Origin of the sequence: Lysinibacillus sp. BPa_S21 (assembly GCF_023337795.1) — a bacterium.
Taxonomy (GTDB): Bacteria; Bacillota; Bacilli; order Bacillales_A; family Planococcaceae; genus Lysinibacillus.
This window is the reverse complement of sequence record NZ_JALIRS010000005.1, coordinates 282,214-306,775: the sequence shown is the minus strand read 5'-3', so window position 1 is coordinate 306,775 and position 24,562 is coordinate 282,214. Positions and strand designations below refer to the sequence as shown.

The following is a 24,562-nucleotide window of genomic DNA, read 5'->3' as shown; positions in this document are numbered from 1 at the left end:
GGTTTTTGTGGAAAATTATTAAATGAGGGAGGAGCTGTTTTGAATAAATATCTTAAAATCTCACTTGGCATTTTAGGTGTCGTATTAGTAGGAATTGGAATACTTGTAGTGGCCTTTATATTAGAAATGAAACCTGATAAAGATAAAGAAGAAGAAATAAGAAATCAAGCTGAACAATATTTAGAAGAAAATTTTAATGATAACTTCGAGATATATGACACTCTGTATGATAATATGGGGAACTTTGAATTTGAATATGCTGCTAAGGTCAGAGATAAGAAAACGAATACTGAGTTTTTAGTTTATTATGATGATGATGAAACAAAACAAATGGTGGACACTTACATTGCGGATAAATGGGCAAATGACTTAAAAAGTGAAATCCGTCCTTTTATAAAAGAGAATTTTGGAGAAACATCTGATTTCTTCGTTTTCTTTACCAATGATACTATCGGGCAAGAATTAAGTATCGACCCTCTTAATCCTAAAAGTTATAAAGAGTTTGATGTTGCACCGATTATTCGTATTACTGTAACCCGTAAAAAGAGTGAAGATGACGAAAAAATCCTAAATGAATTCATAGCATTTCTAAACAGCGAAGATAAATTACAACACGGTTCAATTGCTATGAATTATATCGATGAAAAAGGTGTCATTTTAGATGATGAATGGAATAAAGATTTTTAATTAGATACTTTAATAACGGGGTGCTTTAGTTTTAAATTTTCTATTTCACTAAAATCCAAACAAAAGGCAGATTTATTCTACAAAACGTGTAGAATAAATCTGCCTTTTGTTAAGAGCAACAATCTATACGAAAACAGTCAAAAAAGAATATTGTGAGCTATTTTTACGGCTTAAAAGAACCCATTGCGCATTTCGAAGATATTGTAAAATAATCGGGCATCTCTAGCCATTTTATGATTTGCATTCATTTGGGGCCGTAAGCAATTTTGGAACATTTCATCACAATATCTCGATCTACCATATCGAGCATAACATTCGTCGTGTAATTTGCAGCATGAGTCTACAGCATTAATGGGTCTACCTGGTCCTGAACATCCTGGTCCACAGTATTTATAACCAGGGTAGCAAAAACCAAATTTGCGGTGTCTGTACATTGTCTATTCTCCTTTTTTATAAGAAATAATGGTTACTATAAAATATGAAATTTTTGCATGCAGAAGGGGATTAAAAACTAATGAAGTGAAAAAAGATGATGAAATCTATAAATGTAAGGTTACTGTAAGCTTTTAAAAAAATTTCTGTAAGGATGGGAAGCTATGATAGCCATAGTAAAGTATGAAAGATAAGGAGTTTTAAGAATGAATCCATCTGTTACTCAAAAAGAAAGAATTGTTTCCTTAGATATTATTCGAGGGCTAGCGTTATTTGGCATTTTGTTTATAAATGTAGCGGCCTACCAGGTAATAGTAGAAGGCGGACCGATGCCTGACTATAGTGGAATTAATGGTATTATTGATACGCTTATTGATATTTTTATCGAGAAGAAATTCTTTTCAATTTTTTCATTCCTCTTTGGGGTAGGTTTTTATATTTTTGCTTCACGTGCAGAAGCGCGTGGTGATAAGCCAAGATGGCGATTTGCAAGACGTTTACTAGCTTTATTGCTCATTGGCATTGTTCATATTTTTATTTTCTGGGGATCCATCCTTGCTATTTATGCAGTAATCGGTTTTTTACTGATACCTTTTTATCATGCAAAGATTTCAACAATTAGTAAATGGCTAGTTGGTATCATTACCGTTCATGTCCTTGCTATTCTTGGACAACTATTTATGCCAAATCAAGGAGCCTTTTCAACGGTTTTTGGTCTATTAGGAAATGATGCAGTGACTATTTTTATCATGTTTTTATCTGGTTTTTTAGCAGCAAAAGCTGATTGGATTAGTCATGTAAGTAACTATTCAAAACAAATAAAGTGGCTACAATTTGTGACGTTTCCACTTTTTGTTGGTATTTCAATTTGGATTTGGTTTGCATCTCAAGGTGAATATCAAAATCTAAATTCCGTTATTAGTTTAGGGGTCATTCCGACAACTTATTTATATCTAGCTTGTCTATTTGTGATGTTAGAGAATAAGAAAATTGCGAAGCTTCTTCAACCAATTGGGCGAGTGGGTCAGATGGCCTTTACAAACTATTTAGCACAAAGCTTTATTGGTCTAGCTCTTATGTCGTTCATGGGGCTTGAAGTTGTTTCACCTTCTCATGTAGTGATCATTGCTAGCTTAACTTTTACCATTCAAATTATCTTTAGTGTCATCTGGTTCCGATTCTTTCAAATGGGGCCATTTGAAAAGGTATGGCGCTTTATGACTTATGGAAGAAAAGCAGTGCCGAATAAATAATAGAGACTCCCTGGTGATTGATGTCAATCTACCAGGGAGTTTTTTGTGCTAGGATCATATGTAAAAATTATTGAATTTTATTTTCAATTCACTATTTGTATACTCTAAGATTTTTTTGGATATCATATTTTTTGAACACTAAACAGAGCAAAGATGCAATGTGAGTAAAACAATCCAGTAAATTGGGAGGAAAAAATTATGACTAAAGATTTCTACACTACACTTAAAGAAAGACGTACTTACTACGGAATTAATAAAGAGGTTAAAATATCAGATGAAAAAATTAAAGAAATTGTAGAATTTGCTGTGAAATATACTCCGTCAGCATTCAACTCTCAAACTGCACGTATTGTTGTATTATTAGGTGAGGCACATAATAAATTATGGGACATCACAACTGAAACATTAAGAAAAGTAGTTGGAGATAGTGATTTTTCTGGAACTCAACAAAAAATGGATTCCTTTAAGGCAGGCTATGGCACAGTATTATTTTTAGAAGATGAAGCTGTAGTTAAATCGCTTCAAGAGCAATTTGCTGCATATGCTGAGAACTTTCCAATTTGGTCAAATCAAGCATCAGGTATGCACCAATTAGTTGTGTGGGCAGGATTGGAAGCAGAGGGATTAGGAGCTTCTTTACAGCATTATAATCCACTAATTGATGATGAAGTGAAAAAAGAATGGAATATTCCTAGTAATTGGAAACTTATTGCGCAAATGCCCTTTGGCAATCCGACGGCATCACCAGGTGAAAAAGAATTCCAACCACTTGAAGAGCGAATGAAATTTTTTAAGTAATGTATATATACGATATCTTCTAAGCCAGTACCAAGTGGAACTGGTTTTTTCATGCATAAAAAACTGTAGATAAAGTAGTATCTTTGGCATTCAATTTAATTTTCTTTCGATTTCAAGAATCAGAAGTACAAAATTATTTTATATCCCAAGCTAGTCAGGGATCACGCTATTTGCTGATGGTGGAATGATTTTATATCCATCTTTCCAAGCTGGCCGTGGGTAAGATGCAAAAAATAGCATAAATAAAACTGGCATTGGAAAATGGGCATTTAAACCCTTTCCAATGCCTTTATTTATTCAAGAGGAAAGATTGCAATAACCAGATAACACCGCTTTTTTTATCTAAATATGGTTAATCTGCAGGTCTTGGGCCTCTATCACCCTGTGTATTTTCAGAAGTTAAAATTGGCTTGACGGTAATATCCCCATTGACACGAATTTGACAAGATAAGCGCAAGCAGTCTTCGTATAAATTCTCATCAAGATTTTTAATAGCGAAGGCGTTTTGTTCTATTTTCGAAATATCTTTGTATTCGCCAGCTAAGACTTCCACTCTACAAGTAGTACATTTTGCTTTTCCGCCACATTGATGAAATATTTCTATTCCATTATCTTCAAGTGCTAACACTAATTTTTTTCCTTCTTCTACTTCAAATGTTTTTCCTCCAAATACGGTGACAAATGGCATTTATGAATACTCCCTTCATTTTTTCCTAATTGATGGGTTTAGTATTATCAGTTTGTATTGTTCAGGCTATTTTCATACAAAAAATCATTCATTGACTGAGAGCTTAAAATCTTAGCGATAAATATCTGTTTAGCAGGTTTTTGAATGGTGGATAGCCAAAGAAGGCTTTACATATGGCAGATAACTGCGCATACCTAGCACAAATAAAAAGGGCGTGTTTTGAAAAAATCAAAACATGCCCTTATAGTAGAAAATCTTTAAATGGCAATTAACTATTCAGCTTTTACCAAAATTTTAATATGATTTCTTTCTTTTAATAGTCCTTCGAAACCTTCTTCTATTACTTCATCAAGTTTAATACGTTTCGTTACTAATTTATCAGCAGCGAAGTATCCTTGAGCCATTAAATTAATAACAGCTGGGAAAACATCACGGTATCCAATAATACCAGTAAGATTACGCTCTCTTAACACAAGATCTTGTGGGTGAATGGGTGCTTCTTTTTCGAAGATACTAACAACCATAGTTTCTCCGTTGAATTTTGTAGAATGGATTGCTTGTTTTAATACTGGCGGAACACCAGTAACTTCAAATGCAACATCTACGCCACCATTTGTAAGTTTTTGGATTTGTTCTACCGCATCACTAGTAGCGGGATCGATTGCAATTGCACCAAATTCTGACGCTTTTTCTCTACGTTGTTCAGATAATTCTACAGCATAGATTTCTGATGCACCAGCGGCTTTTAATGCTTCAATTACTAGTAGACCGATTGGACCTGTACCAAATACAGCCGCTTTATCGCCTACTTTTAATTTACTTTGTTTTACTGCGTGAAGTGCTACAGCAGATGGTTCAACAAGTGCTCCTTGTTCATATGAAACACCTTCTGGTAATTTGTGTAGCATGTGCTCTGGAACAGAAGTGAATTCAGAGAAACCACCGCCGCCTCCGGCAAGACCATAGAAGCCCATTTTTTCGCAAAGATTGTATAACCCTTGTTTACAAGGTTCACATTCACCGCAATTATAGATTGGCTCTACTGTAACACGATCGCCAACTTGTACTTTCGTTACACCTTCGCCAATTTCCACAACTTGTCCTGAGAATTCATGTCCCATAATAATCGGTGCTTTATCGCCAGTTAAAGGATGTGGTTGATCAGCAGGTATAAAAATAGGACCTGCTGTATATTCGTGTAAATCACTACCACAAATACCGCACCATTCAATTTTAAGTTTTACTTCGCCTTTATTTGCTGTAGGCTCTTCAATATTTTCTAATCGTAAATCTTTAGTGTTATGCCATCTTAATGCTTTCATTTATATTGCATCTCCTAATGAAAAAATCTTCTACGAGTCTGTTGTATTACGAAACTTTTAAACTTCTTAATCATACTGAATAAGGGTTTCTTTCTACTACTGAAATTATTATTTATAAAACTTTACACGGCCTTCAAGTGGTTGGAACTCTTTTTCACCTGGTTGTGCGATTGGATTACCAAACGGCATTTGTGCAATCAATTTCCAGTCTTTGGAGATATTCCATTCTTTTTTCACTTCGTCATCAATTAACGGATTATAGTGTTGTAAAGAGGCTCCTAGTCCTTCTGCCTCTAAACCAGCCCATACTACTAACTGATGCATTCCTGATGCTTGGTTAGACCAGATTGGGAAGTTTTCAGCATAAGAAGGGAATTGCTCTTGAAGAGATTTAACGATTGATTCGTCTTCGAAGAATAATACTGTTCCGTATCCTGATTTAAATGAATCCATTTTTTGTTGAGTTGCTGTGAAATCTCCTTCTCCAACGACATTACGTAAAATGTCAGTTGTAATATTCCATAATTTATCATGAGCTGCACCTGTTAATACAACTAAACGAGCAGTTTGAGAGTTGAAAGCTGAAGGTGTATGTTGAACAGCAAATTCAACAATTTCTTTAATTCGCTCGTCAGATACTTGTACATCTTTATTAATGCCATAGTAAGAGCGTCTTTCTTTTAAAGCAGAGTAAAATTCAATTGCCATAACTTTTGTTCCTCCTAGTAATTCCTATTCAAGTTGTGATTTCAATCTATCTTGTATGATGCTATTAAATTTACTCAGTCATTCCTGTTAAAATAGTACACAGTACAAATGAACGTTCAATTAAATATCTCTATACAATATATCTCGAACTCAAGATAATTATATTACATAAATTTTCAAAGTCAAAGACTATGCTTACTAATATTCCAAAGCTTCAAAATATTTTTTAAGACTGAAGATAATGGATGGTAAACTAAAAGAAATGGTTAATCAGCTCATTTATTGCTGATCATCGTGCGTGTGGCTTATCTTGTAGAGTAAGTAATTGTAAAAAGTGAAACCTAAAGAAGGAAATATCCGTAAAAGAGGTATAGATATAAAGGAGCGATATGAGATGGCCAAACAAATAAAAAAATACATAGCAGTCACAACAGCTTCATTTATGGCTATGCAATTAGCCGCGTGTGGGAATACAGAAACGGTTGAGGAGTCTTCTTCTACTACTGATCCTACAAATAATGTAACGGAAGAAAATAATACGACAGCAGCAGAGAATGATTTACAAAGTGTCTATGACAGTGATATGGCAAATGCATGTGATGAATGGAAGGAAAGTGATGATGGCTCGTTCGAATGTTTAGATGAGAATTCACCTCATTATGCACAGCATTTCTTTAATGGACTGATGTACGCAACTACCGGGGCATTGCTCGGAAGTGCCATTTATAAAAGTCGCAATTTAAGAAATGGTACAGAACGAGAGGATAGAAGTGGTGGTTCTGGTTCAGCAGTTCCACGTAATCATAGCAATACGAGCGACAGTAAAAATACAAATGGCATCACGACGAACGGCTCTCAAAATCCGTCGGGTACAACTTCGAGTAGCTCGAATAACACAACAACAAATAGCTCAAATTCAACTACAAGCGGTTCCAACTCTTATTCGAGTGGCAAGCGTTCATACTCAAATAGTTCAGGTTCATCTTCGAGTCAAAATTCTTATTCAAATCACTCATCATCCAGCTCAGGGAAATCAGGCTTTGGCTCAGGTGGTGCCTCTCGAGGGGGCTCTTCATCTTCTTAAAAGGAGACATCAATATGGACAATCATTTTCAACACCGCCAAGCATTTTATGCGCAATTTCCTCATTTCTTCCCTGACTTTGAGGACCTTGAGTACGCCTTATACGATGTAATGGATTTACCCAAAGAGAAAATCGATGAAATTAACTATGCATCTACTATACTTTGGAAAATATTTTTGAAGGTTGGGAAACAATTTAAGCATTTATCGGATGAACAACTTTTAGCACTAGGCATTCGTTCTGAAATGCTGCCATATATCCAATTAGATTATTTACAGCAACAATCGGTACTGGCGCGCTTCGATTTTATTTGTACAGAGGACGGACACATAAAATGTCTTGAATTAAATGGTGAAACACCATTTCTTGTCCAAGAAACCTTTGAGATCAATGAAGCGCTTTGTCAGCATTTTGGATATACCAGTCCGAATGATGTTTCGGCTTTACATAAAACGTTGTCTGGAGCACTCTTTGCGGCTATGCATTATGTAAATGATGTGAAAAAACCTAAAATCGTCATTACGGGGAAAACGGCTGTAGAAGATTATGAGGAATATTGTCAGGTACAGTTTTTAAAGAAATGTATACCTTTTGATGTGGAATATGTTCCTATACAAGAGCTAATCATTTTCTCAAGTAACACTGCGAATATAGCCCGAGGCCTTTATACGCCTGCCATGGAGAAGATTGATGTGTTGTATCGTCCTGCACACCCAGTAGAGTTTTTAATAGATGATGTATCTCCCGATGGTGATCGTATTGGTCTACAATTACTGGAACTTGTAAAAGATGGACAGCTTGCGATTATCAACGCACCCGCCGCCTACGTATTGCAATCGAAAATTTTATTATGGCTGATTTGGGAACGAAAAGACGATCCACTTCTTTTTACTGCAGAAGAACGAGCCGCTATTGAAAAGTATATGTTGCCAACATACCTTTCGGCAGAACCATTTGTGCAGGAAAACTTGCCGTTCGTCAAGAAACCAGTCTATTCACGGGAAGGGAATACTGTAGAAATTTATGCAGGGGCTGGTACGAAAACAAACGCCTCTGCGTATACCCATTATGATGATAATTTGTTTATTTATCAGCAGTATGTGGAAATGCCTTCTATTACGATCAAGCTAAAGGATGGATGGCGAACAAAGAAATGGTTAATCGGCTCATTTATCGCTGATCATCGGGCCTGTGGCTTATCTTGTAGAGTGGGAAATCAAATTACAGAATGGGATTCGCACTGGTTAGCTGTTGGCTATCGGGAAGAGACCTAAAAAACGGCGAGACTTTTTAAAAAGTTTCGCCGTTTTTTATGCCCTGTTACTCGTTCCAGCCTTTGCAGACGTCCACCCATTCTTGATAGGGAGTATAGGTTTCTAGTTCAGAAATCGTCAGCTCAATGGCGGAGTTGCTGCTACCACATGCAGGGAATACCGTTGTGAAGCGTTTAAGCGATTCATCCAAATAAATAGCAACGCCCTCATTCACACCAAAAGGACAAACACCTCCAACCTCATGTCCAATCTTTTCAAGTACCTCATCTTTCCCAAGCATCTTTGCCTTTGTACCAAAGGCAGCTTTAAATTTGGCATTGTCGACTTTGGCATCGCCAGCAGCGACAATTAATATCGCGCCATCGTTCACTAGAAATGATAAGGATTTCGCAATGCGCTCAGGCTCGCACCCGAGTGCCTGTGCTGCAAGTTCAACGGTCGCTGAGCTTTCGTTTAACTCCTGTATTCTGTGCTCCACATTCCATTGCGCTAAATGTGTACGTACTTTTTCAATAGCCATATGTAGTACCTCCTTCTAATACTCATTTTATTTTAACATAATTTTCAGAATACATGGTTGTGCAAACGTTTAATGTGGAACAGTGATTTTCATGTTTTGTTAGGTATGGCTACGAAAATGAAATCCATGAACAAAAAACATGTTCAAGCGTTACATCAATGGATCAAACATTTTTATAAAAACCTCATACGCTTAATCACTATGCCCAAGTGGCTTCCTTATTAAAGCTTACTTTGCCCCTTCAAACTCTATATGACCCTCTTAAATCTCTCCTTGTCTAGTACATCTTTTAACAGCGTTATTGCTAAAATCCTAAACTAAAGATTTAGGAGTTTTCAGAATATGTCCGAAAGCAAGAAAAAGATGAATTAAGTGATTTTAGAAATGCACGCCATGCTATAATTTTGGAAACTAAGATATAAAGTGGAATTATATTTGGAGCTGTAATGAAGCTTATCAGAATATTTGTTTTGGGAGGTGATTGGTGATCAATGGTCACTTTATTAGCTTTCTTTGTTGCACAGCTGCGTTTTCTTTTACTGTAATAGCGGATGCCTAGATTAAAAGTATTAAAGAGAAGGAATCTACTAACATGAAAAAACTAAGAATAATCATGGTCATAATTTTGATAGTCTCCCAATTAACATTAAGTAATCTGCTTGTTTATGCAAGCAGCGACGGAGCAGTTTATACAACTAGGGATGTGACAAATGGTGTTGTCATAACAGGATATACAGGAGGTGGGACAGATATTGTTATTCCTGGTGAAATCAATGGTAAAACAGTTGTGGAGATTGGCTCGAATGCATTTGCGTATAAACCACTAACAAGTGTAAAAATTCCATCAAGTGTGACAATGATAGGAGAAGGTGCATTTCAGGATAATCAACTAACAAGTGTAAAAATCCCATCAAATGTGACAAGGATAGGAATAAATGCATTTAAGAATAATCAACTAACAAGTGTAGAAATCCCATCAGATGTGACATGGATAGGAATTGATGCATTTGCGGGTAATTCATTAGATTTTGTAACCTTTCAAGGAATGGATGGTTCCAGATGGAAAAGTGCTTTTACTAATCAAAGTAAGAATGGGAAGTCCTTTATGGGATGGTATGCTGATGAAGAGCGGAAGATATTGTGGGGTGACTCCGTTAACAAACCAAGGACTATTTATGCAGGGTGGAGTCCTTTGACTGTCAATTTTGATACTAATGGAGGGAGCATAGATTCATTAAAATCAGTAGTATTTGATAAATTAGTAAAAGCGCCTACCACACCAGTAAAAGAAGGGTACACTTTTACAGGTTGGTATAAAGATGAAGAGCTGACAAAAGTATGGAATTTTGACCAAGATAAAGTGAGAAAGGATCTCACGCTATACGCCAAATGGTCGAAAGAAAGCTATACCGTTACGTTTGAGGCTAATGGCGGGGACGATGTTACACCACAAACAGTGGAATATGACGAATTAGTAAAAGCGCCTGCCACTCCAGAAAAAGCAGGGTACACATTTGCAGGTTGGTATAAAGATAAAGAGCTGACAAAAGAATGGAATTTCAATCAAGATATAGTGAAAGGGAAAACCACGCTATTCACCAAATGGTCGAAAGAAAGCTATACCGTTACGTTTGAGGCTAATGGCGGGAACGATATTACACCACAAACAGTGGAATATGACGAATTAGTAAAAGCGCCTGCCACTCCAGAAAAAGCAGGGTACATATTTGCAGGTTGGTATAAAGATAAAGGGCTGACAGCAGCATGGAATTTCGATCAAGATAAAGTGAAAAATGATCTCACGCTATACGCTAAATGGTCGAAAGAAAGCAATAGCTATATCGTTACGTTTGATACGAATGGCGGGGGAGAAGTTGCATCTCAAACAGTGGGAGATAACAAACTAGTGGAAGTACTAGTTGCTCCTCATAAGGAAGGGTATACATTCGATGGCTGGTATAAAGATAAAGAACTGACTGTACCATGGGATTTCGCAAATGACGTTGTGACAAAAAATGTGACGTTGTATGCGAAATGGATCAATAACACATCAGGAGGAGGAACTGGCGGAGGTTCATCTAACTATAAAGTCACTTTTGACGCCAATAGTGGAAGTGAAGTGCCATCACAAACGGTTCGTTATAACGACCTTGTGAAAGTCCCAACTACGCCAGTAAAAGAGGGCTATACATTCGACGGCTGGTATAAGGATGCAGAGCTTAAAAATGTATGGGAATTTGCGCAAGATAGAGTAACGGCAGACCTAACATTATATGCGAAATGGACAAAGGATCATGTGTCAGAAGGTAGTTATACAGTGACGTTTGATGCAAATGGAGGTAGTGAAGTTCCTTCGCAAACAGTGGCAGATAAAGCTTTAGTGAATGCTCCTGCCAAACCAACGAAGAAAGGCCATATATTGATCGGCTGGTATACAAATAAAGAATTCACAAAAGCATGGGACTTTGCAAAAGATGTAGTCACAGAAGACGTCACGTTATATGCTCGTTGGATGCAGGAGAGTACTAGCTGTGACATTACTTTCAAGGATATTGATCGTAACTGGGCACAAGATATGATTCAAGAAGTAGCGAATCGCTGCATTATTAAAGGCTATCCAGATGGCACTTTCCGACCAAATGATAAGATCCAACGTCAACATGTGGTACTGATGATGGACCGTGCTTTACAATTATCACCTATTCGAAAGGCTGTAGCATTTTCGGATGTACCGAAAAGCCATGTCTATTATGAACAAATTACACGCCTGCAACGAGCAGGTATCGTGGATGGTGATAACGGAGCATTCCGTCCAAATGCCTATATTACACGTGCGCAAATGGCGAAAATAATGGTCCTTGCATTTGGCTTAACGCCAGAAGGTAAGAGTAAGTTCAAGGATGTCGATTCATCACACTGGGCAAGTGGATATATTGCCGCTCTAGCAGACCACGATATTGCACTAGGTGATGAAAACGGTAATTTTAGACCAAATGAAAGCTTAACACGCGCCCAATTTACAGCGCTCGTATATCGAGCACTTGGTTTATAAAATGAGACTTTGAGAAAGAGAGAGTGATGGAGCATACATTTGGTCCATCCTTTTTTTGATTAAAAAATGTGAATAAACAATAGGCTCTTCACCTATGCTTTACTTGGGTTCAAGATTGGGGAAAAGTACTGAATCTATTAGTGTCATACAATAGGCGATAAATATCGTTTGTTTAAAAAGGAGGTTACAAATGAGTAAGTATGGTATGTACTTTTAGCTTTATCTTTTTTCTAGCAATTTAGTTTTATATACAAATATTTTACAGGGCAATTAATAGATTTTAACCTTGCCTTTACTTTTTTGGATTACAGTCATGATTGGTGCATACATACTGTTTAAAGTGAATATTGGTCGATTCGGCAAGATAATTGCTTTGATCGTTATGGTTTTGGGGTTGGTCTAATTGGTCTACTGTTAGTAGCTTAAGTAATATAGTAGAGATGGAATGGAAAATGAGAAAAAAATAGGATGCTTACACGCCCATTATACGAAATACAGAAAATGGATTTTCCCTAAATAACCTTAAATTAATCCATTTTGTTGATCCAGCATTCATGTATCGAGTGACAGCAGATGAAAATTTCCCAGGATCAGATGCCCAAATTAAAGTTCATGAGCAAATAGAATGGATTGCTCAATGTAATGTGTATGCTATCCTTATCACGTGCACAAACTATATTGCAATTCTTGCATACTTATTATGCAAGAATTGTAACATAGTAGCAAATCTTTTAAAAAGAGCCTTAACTAGAGACGCAGCATTTTTCTCCTGCATTCACTTTAGATACCACTATAATCGACCAATTAATACTAACGGGCTTACTATAAAAATTAATCTCTTCATTTCAAACTCTTTCTATAATCATTACTAAATTCCCTTAAATTAATAAAACTAACGTTTTGAGTGTTGGATTCATTTAAAACATTGTAAACAGCTTCAGTAATAATTAAATTACCGTACCAGTTATTAAAGTAGAAAATATCACTACCATCCCATTCTTTTTCATCTACGCTTAACCCTTCAGAGATACGTAAAATGTTTAAAAATGCTCCACAAGTCTCACAATGCGGTACTGTATTTCCTAAATGATCTTGGAGAAAACCACCTTTACCTGTAGCTTCAATGCGGGCTATCTTAAATAATTCCTTATCTAATAATCGCTCCTCATTTTTAACTTCAATTTCTATAGGGGATAATTTGAACCCTTTAAAATGATGTCTAATTAGAATATCTTGAATTCCACTTCCAATAATATTACTTCCCAACAGTTTATAAAAGTCACTAGTTTTATCATCTCGTAATTGGACTTTTAAAGGGTTTTTTATAGGTGAGCGCACCCCACCACATTTATCACATTCCTTGCTATCATAATCTTCTCCAGTATTCTTGAAGATTACATTTGTGTCCGATTTTTCCCTTAATAAATAAAAATTCATAGTATAGCTCCTTTTATTTTTTGCTGTTTTCTCAAAGATCGTTGCTTTTAAACCAAAAAGGCAGATTTAAGAGGCGTATAGAAGAAAATGAAAAAGATGTTCCTCTTTTTATACTCTCCTTTGTACTTGTTACTTCTTTTCAAACAACAACAGCTTCATTTGCTGAGCCAGCCCAGGATTCTAACGAGCTTTATAGGACATGCTTACTCCTTATATTGAAAAAGATTTCAACTATTATTATCCAAAGATTCTAAGAGATTTTTTACCTGCTGCCACACCCTGAAGTGGTTGAAACGATTAGAGTAAGTAAAGCATAAAAAACTCCCTTTATCGGTTTGATAAAAGGAGTCGATTTGAAAGTAATGAGAAATAGAATATCTATTAAGAATAAGTTCAAAATCTCTTTAACCTTATAAAGCGTTTTTTTGTACTCGCATATGTATTATGCAACGAAAGGATTCTTCATTTTCATTAAGCCGTAAATATTAAAGAATAGCCCGAGCGTAATGATTGTTAAAATAGTATAAAGCACTGCTTTCCCAGTTCCACCAGTCCAACGATAGAATAGGCGATATGTGAAATAACAAATAAAGCCAATGATAGCGATAGTAGCGATAATATCCACGAGCAGATACGGAATAAATGAAACAGCCGTTAATACAGCATAAATGATAACATTCCTTTTCGCTGCCGCGCGAACTGTCTGATCATCTTCACCTTTAGCTGTTAACAAGAAAAAGCTATAAATGTTTACAATTGGAATCCAAGAAATATAAGCTACATCGCTAAAACCATTCGTTTTAGATGCATTATAATAAATAAGTGCACCAATAATATAGTATATGACACTAACTACAAGGCCAATTAACAAGAGAACTAGCAAGAAAGCAAGTAAGCCTGGATCGAAAAAATCTGGATCTAATAAGTCCGGATCGAAATCATCGTAATCATAAGAATCGTACATAAGAGAACCCCCTTTCAAAAAATACTTTTTAACAATAACAATACTAAAGGTATAAGTCTACAGTAAAAAATATCCGGTATTTATTGTTAATAGTATATTTATATCATCTTGTTAAAGCGATTTATTATTTCGTGATAGATTTTTAACGAAGGCTATTTTCGTAAAGATTGCTCTTTAAATAGCAACAATCTTTGAGAAAAAAGCCTTTAAGAAAGAAATGAATAGATTATACTTTCATTTCAAAAAAATTCAAGATTTTTGTAACGAATTACAGTTTAAATCTATATATATGTATACAGTAAAAAAGAGAGGAGGAAGAAAGTGGAGGATTTAAGTGAGCTGTACAAGTCGTATGCAAATGAAGTAAAGACATTCCTTATTCTTTTAACGTCGAATGTAGATTTAGCAGAAGAACTAACCCAAGAAACCTTTTACCAAGCAGTAAAATCTATTCATCGATATAACGGTGAATGTAAGTTGTCTGTTTGGTTATGTCAAATTGCAAAATATACATATTACAACCATTTAAAAAAGGAAAGAAAAAACAAACATTTAAGTATTGAAAATATAATGCAAGTGGGTTTGGATATCCCATCAAATCATGACGGGCCAGATATAGAAGTTATTAAGCGCAACACTCTTATTTCGATACACCAAAAAATACATCTTTTAAAAGAGCCTTATCGCGAAATTTTTTTACTAAGAACATCAAGTAACTTTAGCTTTAAAGAAATTGGAGAGATATTTGATAAAAGTGAAAACTGGGCAAGGGTAACTTATTACCGCGCTAAAACTAGTTTAGCAGAGAAGATAGAGGGTGATGATTATGAATTGTAATGATATTAAAGATGTATTGTCATTATTCTTACATAGAATTTGTAGTGAAGTTACTATCGGAATTGTTAAATGTAAGACCCATTTAAGAATAATAATGGAAAATTAGCAGAAAGGATACAAGGTGGTCATTATGAAATGTAATGTTATTAAAGATTTATTGCCATCATATGTTGATGGAATTTGTAGTGAGGATACTGTCGAAATTGTTGAAGATCATTTACGCAATTGCAAGGAATGTAAGACCCATTTAACAATGATGCAAACTGATCTTGTTGAACCAATACCAGAGCAAGTTAGAAATGCAATCGCACCCTTTAAAAAAGTGAATAAAAAGCGTCGCATTCAAGTCGTAACAGCCACTGTTTTGACCTTTATTTTAACGGTTATAGGTGCCCTCGTCATTCAAGATGTAGGGGCAGTGAATCAAATCTTTTTTCCGATGGTAAGTGCTAATATAAATGTAGATTCTGAGGACAATAAGGAAGAATGGGAAAGCTTGTACTTTGAAGGTCAAAAATACCTGATATACGATAGCGTTTTTTGGAAAAAGGAAATTACTAATACCGCAAATAATGAAAATGACATATTACTAAGAGTAAAAGATAAAGAGGGTAAAATTGTAATAGAAGAAATGAAAATACCACCTGGTTCGAGCGTGAAATTGAAAAAGTTAAAAAATAATGAGAAATATTTTTTTGAATTCAAAACTAAAAATGGCCATTATTTAATAAATGCAACTTAAGTTAAACCAGGATCATCTACCAAGTTAGGTCCAATACTAGGAACCTACACTTTGCAGGCTAATGTTGAAAAAACGGATTACGCTAATTCTAGCTTGAGTAGAGGAAGAATAAAGGTTTGCCCCCTGTTTTACAATAAATGATCCAACAATAAACCCTTTAAAGTCTATTTTCGAAACGATTGCCGCTATTCAACTGACTGGGCAGTTTAGTTTAAAATAAGAATATTGGTTATTTGTGGTAATATGGAATAGGAGGAGGGGGAGTATGAAGGTAATCATTTTTTTATATAATGGCGTAACTATGCTGGATGCGATTGGTCCTTATGAAGTTTTAAGGCATATGGACGATACTGAGGTATTATTTGTCGCAGAGAAAATAGGAGAAATCAAAGCTGATTCAGGCTTTATAGATATTCGTGTGAAACACAGTATCGATGATAGTAAAGAGGCAGATATTTTAATAATACCAGGTTCAACTATAGGGTTTATGCAAGAAATGAAAAATGAAAACGTATTAAATTGGATAAGGGAAGTAGATAAAACTACAAAATGGACAACTTCTGTATGTACAGGCTCTTTATTATTGGCTTCGGCAGATTTACTCAATGGGTTAAAAGCAACATCGCATTGGAAAGCGATCAATTTGCTTAGTAACTTTGGCGCAATTGCAACAAAAGAAAGAGTAATAGAACAAGGAAAATATATAACTTCATCAGGGGTATCTGCTGGTATTGATATGGCTTTACAATTATCTAATAAACTAGTTGGTGAAGATCAAACCAAAGCAATTCAGCTTGCTATTGAATATGATCCACAACCAATATTTAATGCTGGTAATTTTTCAAATGCAGAAGAAAAGGTCCGAAACATAGCAGAGAAGAAATTATCAAAAGGCGCAAAAAAAGAACTCGGATTGCTAGGAATGCTTAAAAACTCAAAAAATATACTTAAATTAATAAAATAAAACCTAAAGCACCGATTCATTGTCTTTTAGACATGGATTGGTGTTTTTTTAATTCTAAGAACATGTACCTCATTCTTGTTCAAAGTTTAATGGTTTATCATAAAGTTTGTTTAAAATCGTCTCACCACTAAGAATTAGTAGAGGTGTGACGATTTACGTAACGAAAAAGTTGATTCGAAAAACGCGAAAAATTCAGCAAAAGTTGATTAGAAAGAGAATTCTAAATGAAAAATAAATGATTTACTCCGCAATTAATTGTTTTTCCTACGTTTATTTAAAAAATAAGCTTTGATACTTTATGCCCGCTCAAACTATATATTGCTGAAATATTGGGTTTTTCTGAAAATTCTGGTAAGGAAGAGTTGTATGTAAACCTAGAAAGTTTAGTTGTTAAAAAACTTTACAAATTTTAGTTTCAAATTATGTTGAGAATGAAACAGAATCTGAATTAAGAAATTGATACACGGGTGATAAAATAGTCATAAGAGGTGTAAGGGCTTAGGTAACTATTACCAAGCTATATTCTCTCCTATAAAAGATTAAAAAAGCGGGGGGAAAGGCATAATATTCAAAATAGGAATTCTTTAACTTTTTAGATGTCAGAATTTTTTAGTAAGTAAGGAAGGTGGGAAAATGTATACTTTTCTAGATCGTTTGACCTTACAAAAGGTGCAAGTATTAAATTATATCAATAATGAAAAACGATTCGTTTCCAGTCATGAGTTAGCTCAAAAAATGGATTTATCTGAAAGGACGATTTTGAAGATTTTATCAGAACTCTCAGATGACTTACGAATATTTGAAGAATTTACTTCTTTAAAGGAAATTAAACATAAGCAATTTAAACTTTTTACTAAAGATTTTTTTTCAATTAAAACAGTAGAAAGATATTATTTACACAATTCTTTAGCTTATAAAATATTTGACAAAATTTTTTATAATAAATTTAACAATTTGGAAAAGTTTTTTTTGGAAAATTTCACAAGTCGGTCCTCGGTTTATCGTAATATTCTTAAAATCAAACCATTGTTAAAACGTTATCAATTGAAGTATATTTCAACGCAGGACTTAATCACAATTGAAGGATCGGAAAAACAAATTCGTTACTTTTACTTTTTATTCTATTGGAATTCATGTTGGGGAGAGCTATGGCCTTTTACGTTCATTTCTAGAGAAGAAGTTCTAGAAATGATGAAAGGAACTAATCGAGATATTCCAGAATATGCATTATTTTGGTTAGCTACTTGTCTAACACGAGCAAATATGGGCTTCATCATTGAAGACGACCCTGAGTATACAAATTATACAAAGTATCATTATCATTTTGAGGAGTTTTCACAAGAAATTAGTCCTTTATTTCAAAAATATACAACCCTCACTGATCAAGAAATAGAGAAAGAAATACAGTTTTCATTTGCCTTTCTAAATTCTCAATACCGTTATGAGAAAGGAGAAAATTCTATTAGTTTAATGATAAATTTTGCTCAGTATCATAATCAAGAGTTGTTTACGCAAGCTACATTATATTGGATGGAAAAATTCAGAGAGTTCTTCTCTATTACATTAGATCTTGAAGAATATGGCGTTCTGTTTGCTAACTTGTTAAATCTTCATTATTTTAGTTTGCATTTTGATGGACCTCCTTTTTTATTTAAAGAGGACCTTTATAAAAAGAGATTTGATAATCAAGGTACTATTCAAATAGAAATTATGAATCAATTTTATGATTATCTCTTAGAGAATGAAACTTATTATGAAGTATTTAAACATAGAGAACTTCTGATTGGGAGATATCATAGATTATTAAAACAATCAATTGATGTCATGAAAAGAAACACAATAAAAATAAAAATATACTCTGTCATAAAAGATGGTCCCAATTTATTTGATCAGATAAAACGTGCTTTTTTACATGTTGAAAGCTGTACAAAAGATGAAGAGGCAGAGTTGATCATTACTGATCGTCTATACTTAAGAATTACTAAAGAAAAAAAGGATATATTTGTATGGGGGGATATACCTACTAGAGAAGATTTTGATAGATTGAGCAAAAGGCTTCAAGAAATTTATTTTACGAAGGAACAAAAACCAGAACAATTACTTTTAAAAACTTTATTAAGTCAATCATAGGCATAGCATTGATTTTAATTAAAAAGATAAATATGAAGGGGGAATTTTTATTTTTTGGATTAAAAGGGATGCGGAGATCAGAAATTTTGCTACCCCAAATCCTAACATACAACTGAATGTTAGCAGTGGGAGCGACATACAGAATCAAATGAAAATGATTGATTTCTCTATTGAGGATTTACAAGTTATTAATAGATTACAACCAATTATTGAAGAGAATATAGATGATATTGTGAATCGTTTTTACAAGAATCTTGAAAATGAGGAATCACTGCTAAGACTAGTCCATCATAATAGTTCAGTTGAGGCGCTAAAAATAACATTGAAAGCACATATTCTAGAGATGTTTTGTGGCGTCATTGATGATCATTATTTTTTGAAAAGAAAGAAAATTGCGCGAATTCATATGGAAGTAGGATTGCAAACAAAATGGTATTTGAGTGCTTTTCAAGATTTATTTTCTTCCATTGTAAAAATTGTCGAAAGAGAATTTGATGACAGACATTATGCTTCTTATGTTCTAGCACTTTCAAAATTATTTAATTTAGAACAGCAAGTTGTCCTTGAATCATATGATCAAGAAACAGAGAAAATGAAAGAGCAATCGGAAAAACAAAAAGAAATAACAAGAGCACAAATGATCAACGCATCTGGAAATCTTGTGGCCATTTCAGAGCAAACGAATGCAGCTTACCAACAATTACATGCATATTGCGAGGAAATATTAGAAACGGTTAATACCAGAACTAGCTTGTCAGCTCATGCAAAAGAAAAAGCTGAAAATGGGAAAACTCAAATAAAAAAACAAAATAATAATATCGCAAAAATATATAAGGAAATCAATGTTATTTCTAGTGATGTACTAAAGTTATCAACAATCACAAATAGGATGCAAAGCATTATCGATATCGTCACGAAAATAACAGAGCAAACGAGCTTATTATCGTTGAATGCTTCAATTGAAGCAGCCAGAGCTGGAGGCCATGGAAAAGGTTTTGCTGTAGTTGCCAATGAAGTAAAAAAACTATCAGAGGTCACGAAGAATTCAGCCACAGATATTGCTCAACTAATTTTAACAACCGTAGCGAATGTTGAGAGGCTTACAGATTCTCTTAAAGACATTAAAACTTCTATTCAATATGGAAATCATTTAATGGAAGAAACAGATCGAGATTTTGAACTTATTTTGAATACGATGGGAGAGACTCAAGAAAATAATACGCAAAATCAACATGAACTTACTGCCTTCGTACGTATTGTCAATGAACTAAGAAAAGCTTTTGAAGAAGTTGCATTATCTGCTGATCAACTGGCAAATTTTGCTCATGATCTAAACTAAAGAAAAATGAAAGGTGTTAAAAATGCAGATTCCAGAAGAGTTAACATATTATTTGAAATTAGGTGATGCTGTAGCAATTGTTGATGAAAATCGTTTAATCATAGATGTGAATACGAAGTATGAAGAAATTACAGGTAGTAAAAGAGAGTCATTAATTGGTTTGTATGCAGAGTATTTAAATTCGAATATAGTCCCTATTAATAGGAACAGATCATTAAGTAATGGCGAACCATGGTCAGGGATCATTCCAAATTTATATAAATCAACAGAACGTAAATATTACAGTGTTACAATTACACCCATAAAAATAAATGAAGAGGTGTATTATATCGTAGTGATGCGAAGCGAAGAACAACCAGCTTTAGACCAAGATAACCTAAAGGAGTTGTACAAAGTAATAGCTTTATCGAGTGAAATACGTGATAGAGGAATTGCAGAACATCTTAAAGAAGTACAAAGTCTAACAGAAAGATTCTTGTTAGTTCTTAAAGAAGAGAAAAAGTACAATCTATCTGTGGGATATATTAGTAAAATTATTGACTGTAGTATACTACATGATATTGGAAAATCAGGTATTCCAGAATCGATATTGTATAAACCAGGGCCGCTTACATTTTATGAGAGAAAAATAATGGAGATGCATCCTCTTATTGGGGTTGATGTATTGCTGGATATTTCAAATGGGATGAATATTAGACTTGTAGATGATCTGGATATAGCAAGTAATATTATTAAGTTTCACCATGAAAAATGGGATGGTACAGGTTACCCACTAGGACTAAAGGGAGCACAAATACCACTAGAAGCTAGGGTTATAGCCATTGTAGACGTATATGATGCTTTAACTAGTAAAAGACCTTATAAAGAAGCTTGGCCGCAAGAGAAGGCAACAGCCTATTTAAAGAGCCAGAAAGGCATTCAATTTGATCCTTACTTGATCGATATATTTATTGATAAAGTTGTCAAAATAAATCAATAAAACCGAGTTTACACATTTGTTTAATGTGCATATTATTCCTATTTCTATTTTACTCCAATTAAAGGCGCTTGTAAGTAATATACCATCCAAAAAAAGAAGTTTGAAATCTATTTTTGAGAGAGAGATTTACATGAAAAAAATAGTAATCTTCATATTTTTAGTTTTACTCAATTTGAGTTATCAATATATTTTTATGCGATAAGTAGAGTGAAAAGATTTGATCCTTGGGTCCCTGTTAACGGCAATGATACAGGGAAAGAAGGTACTGAAAAGTTCGAACTCGCCTTTTTATGCAAAATAGCTACATTTAGGGTACATAAAACTTGTAGTACCAAAAATACATCGATTTTGCATAAATTGAATTCAGCTTAATGTTGAGGTGGTTGACATTAAATTACAACAATAGTGTGATTGTGGATATTAAGAAGGAGGTTTTTATCGTGAACAAATCGTTGTTTAGACATTTTAAAGGTGCTTTAAACGGGGCTTTGGAAGGAACAAAAATTATTACAGATCCTGAAACAGGCGTACAATACTTATTTGTGTACAGTGGTTATGCAGGGGGATTAACTCTATTAGTAGACAAGGATGGAAAGCCATTGATCGATAAGGATTTTGAGAATTCTCAAGAATAACAAGTATTGAAAGGCAAACGCAATATAGTTTGTTTGTGATGTCATCGGTTCTGTTGACTTTGGGTTATTCAAGTATTTATAAAAAGCGTATTTGGCTTTTATTCATTAACATAAATTTATACTTATTATTTAGACAAAAAATCATGAAAATAGACGGAAATTTCAGAAATTACAAAAATGTTTTGTTCGAGAAATTATCGAAGTTGGACGGAAAATAAGAATCCTTTTTACATCAAGTTAAGGCTGAGAAGTCCTTTTGGGGATGGTTTGAAGATGATGAACATACGATCAATTGTGTTCGAACTCAATGACTATTTATTGTAGAAGAAAGGTTGATAGGATGACGCATCAAGTAACTGCCAAAAGCAATAGTACTCTCTGTACAACAGGCGTTGATGAAATATTACAAAATGTAGCGCTCATAGTATCTACTTTCGTTATATCTTGCCCTATCTATAGAGAATTTGGTTTTCGACCTGAAACAATAGCACCCTTTCAGCTTGTCAAAAGACGAAATACCGCACGCCTTATTGAAAGCATCCAACGCTTCGAGCCACGAGCTGTTGTGGTAGATGTAGATTATCTTGGAGATTTGTATGTAGGGAAATTAGAACCTGTAGTCAAAGTAATTGTCAATGAATGACCCTAAACGATCTCGAATTCTTTGCATCAAGCTAGTAGATTATTTTGTGATCATTTGTGTTATTTAGAATAGCTGCACCTCCATTGTTAGATTGAATCTAACGATTTGGGTGCAGTTCATTTTTCTTATTCGTCTTATACATCATCGGGATAGAAGGAGCTAGTAGTATTTCTTTGTTTTCTGGAAAATAAGACAACTGTTATTTGGTATGACCTAAAAATAGGGTCGAAATGATGAAGAAGAAAAAGAGGAACGTTGGGTCCGGAAATGTGATAAAGAGGGGGAGAGAGAGTTTGCGTACATTTAAAATTAGTACAAAATTTAATTTGTTTTTAGTGGTAATCATTATAGGTTTAAGCATTATGATTGGCGTAACTTCCTATGTGAAAGTGAAGGATATGATGCGCAGTGATTTCGAGCAAAGTATCATACATATTTCAAAGGTCGGTTATAAGCTGCTTGAAGAACGGTTTAAGGGAGACTGGACAATAAAAGATGGAGAACTTTATAAAGGTAAAGCGAAAATAGTTGACCAAATGGACTTTGTTGATGAGGTAGGAGAGAGCATCGAAGGCGGTGTAACAATTTTTCAAGGAACAAAAGGGCTAATTACTAATTTACAGTACAATGGAGATCGCTTAGTTGGCAAGGACGCAGATCCTAAAGTTATTGAAGAGGTAATGAAGAAAGGCAACACATTTATTGGTGAAGCCGATGTTGTTGGGACAAAGTATTTAACACTTTACACACCCATAAAAGATGCAAATGGAGACATTATCGGGATGTGGTTTGTAGGTGAAACAATCGATAAGGTTCAACAAACTATTTTTGGATTTATCGGCGAGCTGTTTATGGTTATGTTTATCGGAGCCGCCATTGCTGTTTTGGGTAGTCTGCTTTTCACAAGAGCAATTGTAAGACCACTTCAGGAAATGAACCGTCAACTGCGAGATATTGCAGAAGGGGAGGGGGATCTAACAAAACAGCTACAAATTAATTCGAAGGATGAAGCTGGTGAGCTCGCACAATCCTTCAATAAAATGCTGGTGAGTTTAAAGATTTTAATGCAACAGATTGCCCAAACCTCTCATCAGGTTGATGTATCCTCCGATACTTTAACGTCTCAATCAGATCAATCTGCAGAAATGACGAGAGCGTTAGCCTCTACTCTACAAGATTTAGCACAAGGCTCTAGAACGACATTACATACAACAGCGGCGAGCTTAACGGCTATGCAGGAAATGGCGATTGGTATTCAGCAAGTGGCCGAAACTTCTTCCATCGTGTCATTTGCTGCGAATGAAATGGGACATGAGGTAGCACATGGAAATGATTCCTTGAATCGTGTTATGTCGCAAATGACAATTATTAATAATTCATCTGATCATGTAGAGAAACAGGTACGGATATTAGGTGAACAATCACAACAAATAGGCAATATTGTTGATGTGATAACGGGCATTGCTGATCAAACGAACTTACTTGCATTAAATGCTGCGATTGAAGCAGCACGTGCAGGGGAACAAGGAAAAGGCTTTGCTGTAGTAGCAGACGAGGTACGAAAATTAGCAGAACAATCGAAGCAATCCGCTGACCAAATTGCGGCCCTTATACTTTCGATTCAACACGACACTACCAATGTGATTACAGCTATTTCAAGTAATACGAAGGAAACTGCTGCAGGTATGGAAGTTGTTGATGTAACAAAAGAGGCATTCCAAAAGATTATGTCATCGATAGAAGGCGTAAGTGCGCAGCTTCAAGACATTTCAGCGTCGACTGAGCAAATGTCAGCAGGCATACAAGAAGTAACTGCTTCCACAGAGGAAATGGCGCGTATTGCTAATAGTGCAACGGAAAGTTCAGAGCATGTAACAGTCACTGCTGAGGAGCAATTAGCATTGATAGAGCATATGGCTTCTTCAGCGAAGGAAATGGCTCAGCAGTCAGACGAGCTTCAGGGCTTATTAAAGAAATTTCATTACGAAGACTAGTGGATGAAAACGGCCATTTTAGGCCAAGAGAAAACTTAACCCGTGAACAAATTGCGGCATTCATGTTTCGAACTCTTGGT

General features: G+C 34.9%; 22 protein-coding genes and 1 pseudogene. 16 read left to right on the top strand and 7 right to left on the bottom strand.

Annotation, left to right across the window (positions count from 1 at the left end; genetic code table 11):
• Positions 1-39 precede the first annotated feature (39 nt).
• The gene (locus MOK21_RS13015) at positions 40-687 is read left to right on the top strand and encodes a hypothetical protein (protein ID WP_249074420.1); all 648 of its coding nucleotides are present in this window, start codon (positions 40-42) and stop codon (positions 685-687) included.
• Between the two features lie 170 nt (positions 688-857).
• On the opposite strand, the gene MOK21_RS13010 is transcribed toward MOK21_RS13015, so the two are convergent.
• A complete protein-coding gene (locus MOK21_RS13010) occupies positions 858-1,121 on the bottom strand; it encodes a Parvovirus coat protein VP1-like protein (protein WP_249074419.1) in 264 nt (87 codons plus the stop codon).
• Positions 1,122-1,325: 204 nt separating this feature from the next.
• On the opposite strand from MOK21_RS13010, the gene MOK21_RS13005 reads away from it, so the two are divergent.
• Both MOK21_RS13005 and MOK21_RS13000 read left to right on the top strand, forming a co-directional pair.
• Positions 1,326-2,372, top strand: coding sequence for a DUF418 domain-containing protein (locus tag MOK21_RS13005; protein WP_249074418.1), 1,047 nt, complete (start codon positions 1,326-1,328; stop codon positions 2,370-2,372).
• A gap of 198 nt (positions 2,373-2,570) precedes the next feature.
• Positions 2,571-3,170 (top strand): nitroreductase family protein, encoded by a 600-nt coding sequence (locus MOK21_RS13000; RefSeq protein ID WP_249074417.1) that lies wholly within the window; start codon positions 2,571-2,573, stop codon positions 3,168-3,170.
• Positions 3,171-3,522: 352 nt separating this feature from the next.
• Here the strand turns inward: MOK21_RS13000 and MOK21_RS12995 are convergent, their stop codons facing one another.
• From MOK21_RS12995 to MOK21_RS12985, 3 genes are all read right to left on the bottom strand, one after another.
• A complete protein-coding gene (locus tag MOK21_RS12995; protein WP_249074416.1) occupies positions 3,523-3,858 on the bottom strand; it encodes a 2Fe-2S iron-sulfur cluster-binding protein in 336 nt (111 codons plus the stop codon).
• Between the two features lie 272 nt (positions 3,859-4,130).
• Positions 4,131-5,180 (bottom strand): 2,3-butanediol dehydrogenase, encoded by a 1,050-nt coding sequence (locus MOK21_RS12990; RefSeq protein ID WP_249074415.1) that lies wholly within the window; start codon positions 5,178-5,180, stop codon positions 4,131-4,133.
• A gap of 108 nt (positions 5,181-5,288) precedes the next feature.
• The gene (locus tag MOK21_RS12985; protein ID WP_249074414.1) at positions 5,289-5,888 is read right to left on the bottom strand and encodes a nitroreductase family protein; all 600 of its coding nucleotides are present in this window, start codon (positions 5,886-5,888) and stop codon (positions 5,289-5,291) included.
• Positions 5,889-6,282: 394 nt separating this feature from the next.
• Here MOK21_RS12985 and MOK21_RS12980 point away from each other — a divergent pair, with 394 nt between their 5' ends.
• Positions 6,283-6,972, top strand: a complete 690-nt coding sequence (locus tag MOK21_RS12980; RefSeq protein ID WP_249074413.1) for a hypothetical protein — start codon at positions 6,283-6,285, stop codon at positions 6,970-6,972.
• A gap of 14 nt (positions 6,973-6,986) precedes the next feature.
• On the top strand, positions 6,987-8,246 hold the full coding sequence (locus MOK21_RS12975) for a glutathionylspermidine synthase family protein (RefSeq protein ID WP_249074412.1): 1,260 nt from the start codon (positions 6,987-6,989) through the stop codon (positions 8,244-8,246).
• Positions 8,247-8,292: 46 nt separating this feature from the next.
• Here the strand turns inward: MOK21_RS12975 and MOK21_RS12970 are convergent, their stop codons facing one another.
• Positions 8,293-8,766 carry a YbaK/EbsC family protein gene (locus tag MOK21_RS12970; RefSeq protein ID WP_249074411.1) on the bottom strand — a complete coding sequence of 158 codons (474 nt, stop codon included), beginning with the start codon at positions 8,764-8,766 and terminating at the stop codon, positions 8,293-8,295.
• A 592-nt stretch (positions 8,767-9,358) separates the two neighbouring features.
• Here MOK21_RS12970 and MOK21_RS12965 point away from each other — a divergent pair.
• Together MOK21_RS12965 and MOK21_RS12960 are read left to right on the top strand one after the other, a co-directional pair.
• Positions 9,359-11,818, top strand: coding sequence for an InlB B-repeat-containing protein (locus MOK21_RS12965; RefSeq protein ID WP_249074410.1), 2,460 nt, complete (start codon positions 9,359-9,361; stop codon positions 11,816-11,818).
• A gap of 445 nt (positions 11,819-12,263) precedes the next feature.
• Positions 12,264-12,507, top strand: a pseudogene (locus MOK21_RS12960) (hypothetical protein); the annotation flags it as partial.
• A gap of 151 nt (positions 12,508-12,658) precedes the next feature.
• Here MOK21_RS12960 and MOK21_RS12955 read toward each other — a convergent pair.
• Complete coding sequence (locus MOK21_RS12955) at positions 12,659-13,255, bottom strand: hypothetical protein (RefSeq protein ID WP_249074409.1); 597 nt, start codon at positions 13,253-13,255, stop codon at positions 12,659-12,661.
• A gap of 442 nt (positions 13,256-13,697) precedes the next feature.
• Entirely contained in the window at positions 13,698-14,219 is a 522-nt protein-coding gene (locus tag MOK21_RS12950) for a hypothetical protein (RefSeq protein WP_249074408.1), read from the bottom strand.
• A 321-nt stretch (positions 14,220-14,540) separates the two neighbouring features.
• Here MOK21_RS12950 and MOK21_RS12945 point away from each other — a divergent pair, with 321 nt between their 5' ends.
• The 9 genes from MOK21_RS12945 to MOK21_RS12905 all read left to right on the top strand — a co-directional run bounded on the left by MOK21_RS12945 (position 14,541) and on the right by MOK21_RS12905 (position 24,482).
• On the top strand, positions 14,541-15,056 hold the full coding sequence (locus MOK21_RS12945) for an RNA polymerase sigma factor (RefSeq protein WP_249074407.1): 516 nt from the start codon (positions 14,541-14,543) through the stop codon (positions 15,054-15,056).
• A 130-nt stretch (positions 15,057-15,186) separates the two neighbouring features.
• On the top strand, positions 15,187-15,798 hold the full coding sequence (locus MOK21_RS12940; RefSeq protein WP_249074406.1) for a zf-HC2 domain-containing protein: 612 nt from the start codon (positions 15,187-15,189) through the stop codon (positions 15,796-15,798).
• Between the two features lie 265 nt (positions 15,799-16,063).
• Positions 16,064-16,762 carry a DJ-1/PfpI family protein gene (locus tag MOK21_RS12935; protein ID WP_249074405.1) on the top strand — a complete coding sequence of 233 codons (699 nt, stop codon included), beginning with the start codon at positions 16,064-16,066 and terminating at the stop codon, positions 16,760-16,762.
• A 633-nt stretch (positions 16,763-17,395) separates the two neighbouring features.
• Positions 17,396-18,892: a helix-turn-helix domain-containing protein gene (locus tag MOK21_RS12930; RefSeq protein WP_249074404.1), complete on the top strand. Its 1,497-nt coding sequence runs from the start codon at positions 17,396-17,398 to the stop codon at positions 18,890-18,892.
• A gap of 148 nt (positions 18,893-19,040) precedes the next feature.
• Positions 19,041-20,231 carry a globin-coupled sensor protein gene (locus MOK21_RS12925; RefSeq protein ID WP_249074403.1) on the top strand — a complete coding sequence of 397 codons (1,191 nt, stop codon included), beginning with the start codon at positions 19,041-19,043 and terminating at the stop codon, positions 20,229-20,231.
• A gap of 22 nt (positions 20,232-20,253) precedes the next feature.
• The gene (locus MOK21_RS12920) at positions 20,254-21,210 is read left to right on the top strand and encodes an HD domain-containing phosphohydrolase (RefSeq protein ID WP_249074402.1); all 957 of its coding nucleotides are present in this window, start codon (positions 20,254-20,256) and stop codon (positions 21,208-21,210) included.
• A 440-nt stretch (positions 21,211-21,650) separates the two neighbouring features.
• Positions 21,651-21,845 (top strand): DUF6440 family protein, encoded by a 195-nt coding sequence (locus tag MOK21_RS12915; protein ID WP_374110158.1) that lies wholly within the window; start codon positions 21,651-21,653, stop codon positions 21,843-21,845.
• Between the two features lie 340 nt (positions 21,846-22,185).
• The gene (locus MOK21_RS12910; RefSeq protein ID WP_249074401.1) at positions 22,186-22,488 is read left to right on the top strand and encodes a hypothetical protein; all 303 of its coding nucleotides are present in this window, start codon (positions 22,186-22,188) and stop codon (positions 22,486-22,488) included.
• A 293-nt stretch (positions 22,489-22,781) separates the two neighbouring features.
• The gene (locus MOK21_RS12905) at positions 22,782-24,482 is read left to right on the top strand and encodes a methyl-accepting chemotaxis protein (protein ID WP_249074400.1); all 1,701 of its coding nucleotides are present in this window, start codon (positions 22,782-22,784) and stop codon (positions 24,480-24,482) included.
• The last annotated feature ends 80 nt before the right edge of the window (positions 24,483-24,562 follow it).